This is a genomic window from Arcicella sp. GW458-12-2-14-TSB2 (genome assembly GCF_059423785.1).
In genome coordinates, this window is record NZ_JBWKYN010000264.1 from 1 (window position 1) to 5452 (window position 5452).

Here is a 5452-nt window from a genome sequence, read left to right on the forward strand (position 1 = left end):
AGACAGAGCAGGACAAATATAACAAAAAATAAAGGCTTCGAATGAAGCCTTTATTTTAATATCAACAAGATTTAACCATAATTATTGTAGAGGGTCAAACGTTCCTCCCCAAGTATTATTTTGAATAATCAATGGATTATTATTGATAGCAGCCTGTGGAATAGCAAAATAATAGTATTCTGGTTTCCAAGCAATTGCATTTCTAGTCATTAATGCATTTGGCGTTATTGTAACGGTAAAATAGTTGGTATAAATATCATCTAATTTTAAACCATCGCGAGTAGCAGCAAAATCTGATGGTACGCCTGTCGTTTTCAATGCAATCACTACTTTCGTTCCTTTAGTACCGTTCAACGTTTTTTCGATAAGTTTCCAACGTCTCAAATCCCAAAAACGTTTTCCTTCAAATGCAAACTCAATTTGTCTTTCATCTAAAATGGCAGTAAACATTTCAGCACGAGTCATATTTGCTTTCAAACCATATAAGCCATCAGTACCTGCTTCAATACCCGCTCTTGCTCGAATAGCCTTTAATTGAGTATAGGCCTCATCTAATCTACCTACACCTGTTGCAGCTTCTGCTAAATTCAACAACACCTCTGCAAAACGAATTTCCATCCAGTCAGTTCCTGAATAAATGGTGCTTGAAGCATCTAATGTAGAGCCTGCTACATCTGACGTTTGAAGGGCTTTTCTACAATAGAAACCAGTGTTACTACCATTGGTACCTCCATTTTCGATACTCTTTCCAGCTACTTGGTATGTCCATAATCTATTATTGGTTACGTTTGTCATCGGCCAAGTAGAACCGTTATAAGCGATTGTTTTTTCAAAACGAGGATCACGGTCTTTATAGAAAAGTTGATCTGAATACGTATATTTCGTTGAAGCACCAGGCTTCTTACCATCTTTCATAGGATAGGCCTTTACTAAATCCCACGAAGGAATATTCGAACCACCGCCTGAACCAGTAGAATACTTTGGTCTTGTACTTGCTTCCCATCCACTATTTCTTTTTTGTTGGTCTCCATTCGACGTATTATAACCAGTAATAAACACAGCTTCAGTATTTCCAACCTCAGTGAACCACATTTTACCATAATCTGCAAAAAGTTTTGAACCACTCGCCGTTAATATATCATAAGCTTGCTTATTAATATCATAAGCTGTTTGCCATTTAGATACTACATCATTTGGATTAAACTGAGGGCTAGCAGCGTATAATAATACTCTACCTTTTAAAGCTGCCGCTGCGCCTCTAGTAACTCTACCCCAGTTAGCACTTGGCGATTGCCAAACTGTTGGTAAATACTTCATCGCTGTATCTAAGTCTGCTGCTATTCTATTATAACATTCTGTTGTTGTATTTCTTGGTACAAATGACGCATCACGTGCTTCTTGCCCTACAGCATCTTGAGGCGTTAATACTAACGGTACACCTCCGTATAATTTAACTAACTCAAAATACCGCCAAGCACGGAAAAAATATGCTTGAGCCAACAATCTGTTTTTAGCACCATTATCCATCAATTTGTCATTTCCTAAATCGAAAATAAAAGAATTAATCGTCCTAATTTTTCCATAATTGTTGGTTGCATTCAAGGCTGTTCCAAAATCCGAAACGTCTGCTTGAGTAAGTGTTCCTTCTAAATATTTGTTTTCAGAACTTCCTTGGTTATATGATTCTTCTGAATATACACTCCCACCAATACCACTTACGGCTGTTGGTCCGCCCCAATCTGGTAAATTTTGGTTATAAACATAGTTTAATGCAATGTTGGCTAACACTGAGTCTCCTGCAATTAAATCTGGAGAGGCAGCTCCTAAATCTGTTTTATCTAACACACTCTCGCAACTTGCTAGAGCAAGCATTGAACAAAGTGCTGTATATAAAATATATTTCTTTTTCATTTTTCAGTAATAATTAAGTTTTCAATATAATTGATAAAATATATATCAATTGTATAAGAAAAAATGTGTAACTAATTATAGATTCAAATTTAAACCTATTGAGAATGAACGCAATACAGGGTATACATCATAAGAACCTGAATACTGCTTATAAGTATAAGGATTGTATAGGTTCAATGGGTTTGTTGATGTTAAGTATACTCTTGCACCGTTAACATTCAACTTTCTAAGTAAATTAGCTGGCAATTCGTATGATACATTCAACGTTCTGATTGACATTTGGAATGAGCTAACAAACCAGAAATCTGAATCTAAGTTATTTTGACCTCTATAGTTTGGTGCAGGATATTTAGCATTTGGATTCTCTGGAGTCCAGTGGTCTGTTAAAATTGATGGTAAATTAGTAATTGCAGTTACCTGTGCTGAAGTTCCCCATCCTCTTGCACCAGATTCAAGAATATCTTGCCCACCAAATGAGCCCCCCATTGCTAACGAGAACGAGAGACGTTTATAACTCGTTGTAAAATTCATCCCAAAACCATAGTGATTATCTTTTTTATTCGTTAAGTATTGTCTGTCATTATCGTCAATTTTCCCATCTGGTTCAGCGTAAGAATATGAACCGTCTGGATTAGCTGTTGTACTTTTCGCACCACGAATATCTTCATAATACAACATACCCACTGCTGGTTTGGTACCATAGATGGTATAGTTAGGGTATTTTGCTAAAAGTGCATCTAAATCTGCTTGAGTTCTTATCATTCCTGCACTACGAAGACCAAGGAAGCCCATGTCTGTAGATTTTCCTGTTGGGTCTAGGTATGTACCAGTAAGCCCTTTGTCATAATCCACTTTAATTTGCTTGTTATCACTCCACGAGAAGAAGCCTCTTACCTTATATGACCAGTCTTTGTTGATTTTACTAGCCCATCCTAATGAAATTTCTGTACCGAAACCATCAATGGTAGCAAAGTTTTCAGAAGGAAGAGTCGCTCCAACTGATAAAGGAACAGACGAGGCTAGCGTAACTAGCATATTGTAACGGTGATCATAAAATGCATCTAGTCCTAACGAAAGTCTATTGTTCAAGAAATTAGCATCAATACCAGCATTCAATTTAGTATCACTATCCCATTGTACATCTGGGTTAGGAATAGCATTTTTTAAACGGAAGATTCCAGCACGGTCAAGGTTTCCACCAAATACAGGACCATTACCTGTTTGGATGAGGTTATAACTTTTCAACCAGTTATATGCTCTGGTATTGTCCATACCAGTAAGACCTCCTGATAAACGCAATTTTAAGAAATCAACAAAGCGTACATTATTTTTAAAGAATGGTTCTTCTGAAATAACCCAACCTACAGAAAGTGAAGGGAAAGTACCCCAACGATTCTCAGGAGCAAAGTTGGTAGAAGCATCTCTACGAATTGCAAATTCAGCTAAATACTTACCTGCGTATGTGTAATTAACACGACCAGCAAATGATAATCTTCCAGATTCAGATTCAGATTCAGAAATTGTTCCTACACCCGCACCTGAGGCTGTTCCTCCTAAAGCATATCCAGCGTTATCTTGTGCACCATCTACTAAGTTATCCAAGTATGAAGTGATACCATCTGAATACGTCTCTGATTGTTCAAATAATGCTATTGCAGAAATAGTGTGTTTACCAAATGTACGGTCGTAGTTTAAATAACCGTTCAACTGATATACATCTGAGTAGTTTGGTGCGAAATAAATACGGTTACTGTTGCTAATTGAAGTAGTACTTTTTACCCCCCCACCATAAATATGTTTGTTTGTTCCCAACATATTAAAGTTGTAAAGCGTATATTTTGTACCAAATTCTTTCCCGAAGTTATTATCAAATGTTCTATTGTAGGTAGCTTTTGCTTTTAATCCTTTGATAAATGGAATATCATATTCGATATAAGCGTTGATGTTCAACCCATTATTTTTTGCCAACAAATAGTTGTTTGATTTCTGAGCTTCAAAGAAGTGAAAGTTTTCACTCGTTGAACCACCACCCGTAGTATTTAAGGGAAGACCATCTACATAGGCTGGTCTGAAAGGTGCTGCATAAATTAACGATTTGTAATCCTTTTCATTATCAGAACCACCTTGTTTTAATAAATATCTTTTCTTTTCTGATAAGTCGCCTGACAAGCCTAAACCAACTCTTACATTTGAAGATACTTTAACGTCTGTACTTGCTCTGAATGTCCATCTATTAAAGTCAATTTTATCAAAATTACCATTTTGGTTGTTATAAGTAATACCAGCAAAATAGGTTGCTTTTTCTGTACCCCCACTAACATTCATTACGTGACGGCTAACTGTTGAAGCTTTCCATGCATCACTCAACCAATCTTGGCTATGTGTTTTGAAATAATCTAATTCATCTTGTGTATAAATTACTGAGTTATTATCTGTAGCTTTTTTTCCCGCAAGAAAGTTATAGTCATTTGTGTAGGTTGCAAGCTCATAACCATTCATCATGGTAGGCAATTTAGCATCCGACGTTCCATATGAAGTGCTATAAGAAAATCTCGGTGTACCAGTCTTTCCTCTTTTAGTAGTTACCACAACAACACCGTAAGCCCCACGAGCACCATAGATAGCCGCGGCAGCATCTTTCAAAATAGAAATGTTTTCTACTTCTGATACATCTAGTACGTTAAAATCATCTTCTGTACGAATTACATTGTCAATAACGTATAATGGACGTAATGAGCCTCCGTCTTTAGACAATAATATCGGATTTCTGATAGTAATTGAAGCATTATCACCTGGACGACTCGTTCCACCAGATACCCCTACTCCTGGTTGTTGACTTACTAAAGCAGCTGATAAACTTCCTACTGGTAAATCTTCAATAGCTTTCATATCAATTACTGCAACAGCTCCAGTCAAGTTTATTTTCTTTTGCTGTGCATAACCTACTACAACCACTTCATTTAATGCTGAAACATCATCTTCCATGGTTAAATTTATTTCTGAACGACCTTTAACTTCTACTTCTTGAGTTTTAAGACCAACCGAAGTAAATACTAATGTTTCATCCCCTTTAGGTAAATCTAAACGGTAGGCACCTGTTGCATCAGTTACAGCTCCTGTTTTACTTCCTTTCACTCTTACACTTACTCCCGGAATTGCTACTCCAGAAATATCCTTCACAATTCCTTTTACAGGAGTAGTTGCTTTAGAAATTACTAAAATTGATTGTGCCGAAGAAACGACCTCTTTATGTTTTGTTGCAAAGGATGTTCCTGAGAACAAAAGTAAAGCCAAAATCGGTGAGTAAGCCATCAATGACCTCTTTACCAAATTCGGCTGTGGTTGTAAAAATAATTCCATAATTACGTTGGGATCTTAATTTTTAAAATGATAAGAATCACTTAATTGCTACTAAAGCGAGTGACTAACTAAATTTTATGTGGTTTTTTCACAAAATATTTATATTCAAAAAAAGGCAAAATTATAGCCCACCTGAATAAAAATATTACGCATCAAAATTAGGCTAATGAAAGCCTAATTT

At 36.3% G+C, this 5452-nt stretch carries 2 protein-coding genes; both read right to left on the minus strand.

Annotation, left to right across the window (positions count from 1 at the left end):
* Window positions 1-81: 81 nt before the first annotated feature.
* Entirely contained in the window at window positions 82-1911 is a 1830-nt protein-coding gene (locus AC07XN_RS23185) for a RagB/SusD family nutrient uptake outer membrane protein (protein ID WP_494744778.1), read from the minus strand.
* A gap of 75 nt (window positions 1912-1986) precedes the next feature.
* Entirely contained in the window at window positions 1987-5271 is a 3285-nt protein-coding gene (locus tag AC07XN_RS23190; protein ID WP_494744779.1) for a SusC/RagA family TonB-linked outer membrane protein, read from the minus strand.
* Between the last annotated feature and the right edge of the window lie 181 nt (window positions 5272-5452).

Bases quoted from the DNA above. Each gene is read 5' to 3' on its own strand.
- AC07XN_RS23185 (WP_494744778.1), bottom strand. From the start codon at position 1,911: ATGAAAAAGAAATATATTTTATATACAGCACTTTGTTCAATGCTTGCT.
- AC07XN_RS23190 (WP_494744779.1), bottom strand. From the start codon at position 5,271: ATGGAATTATTTTTACAACCACAGCCGAATTTGGTAAAGAGGTCATTG.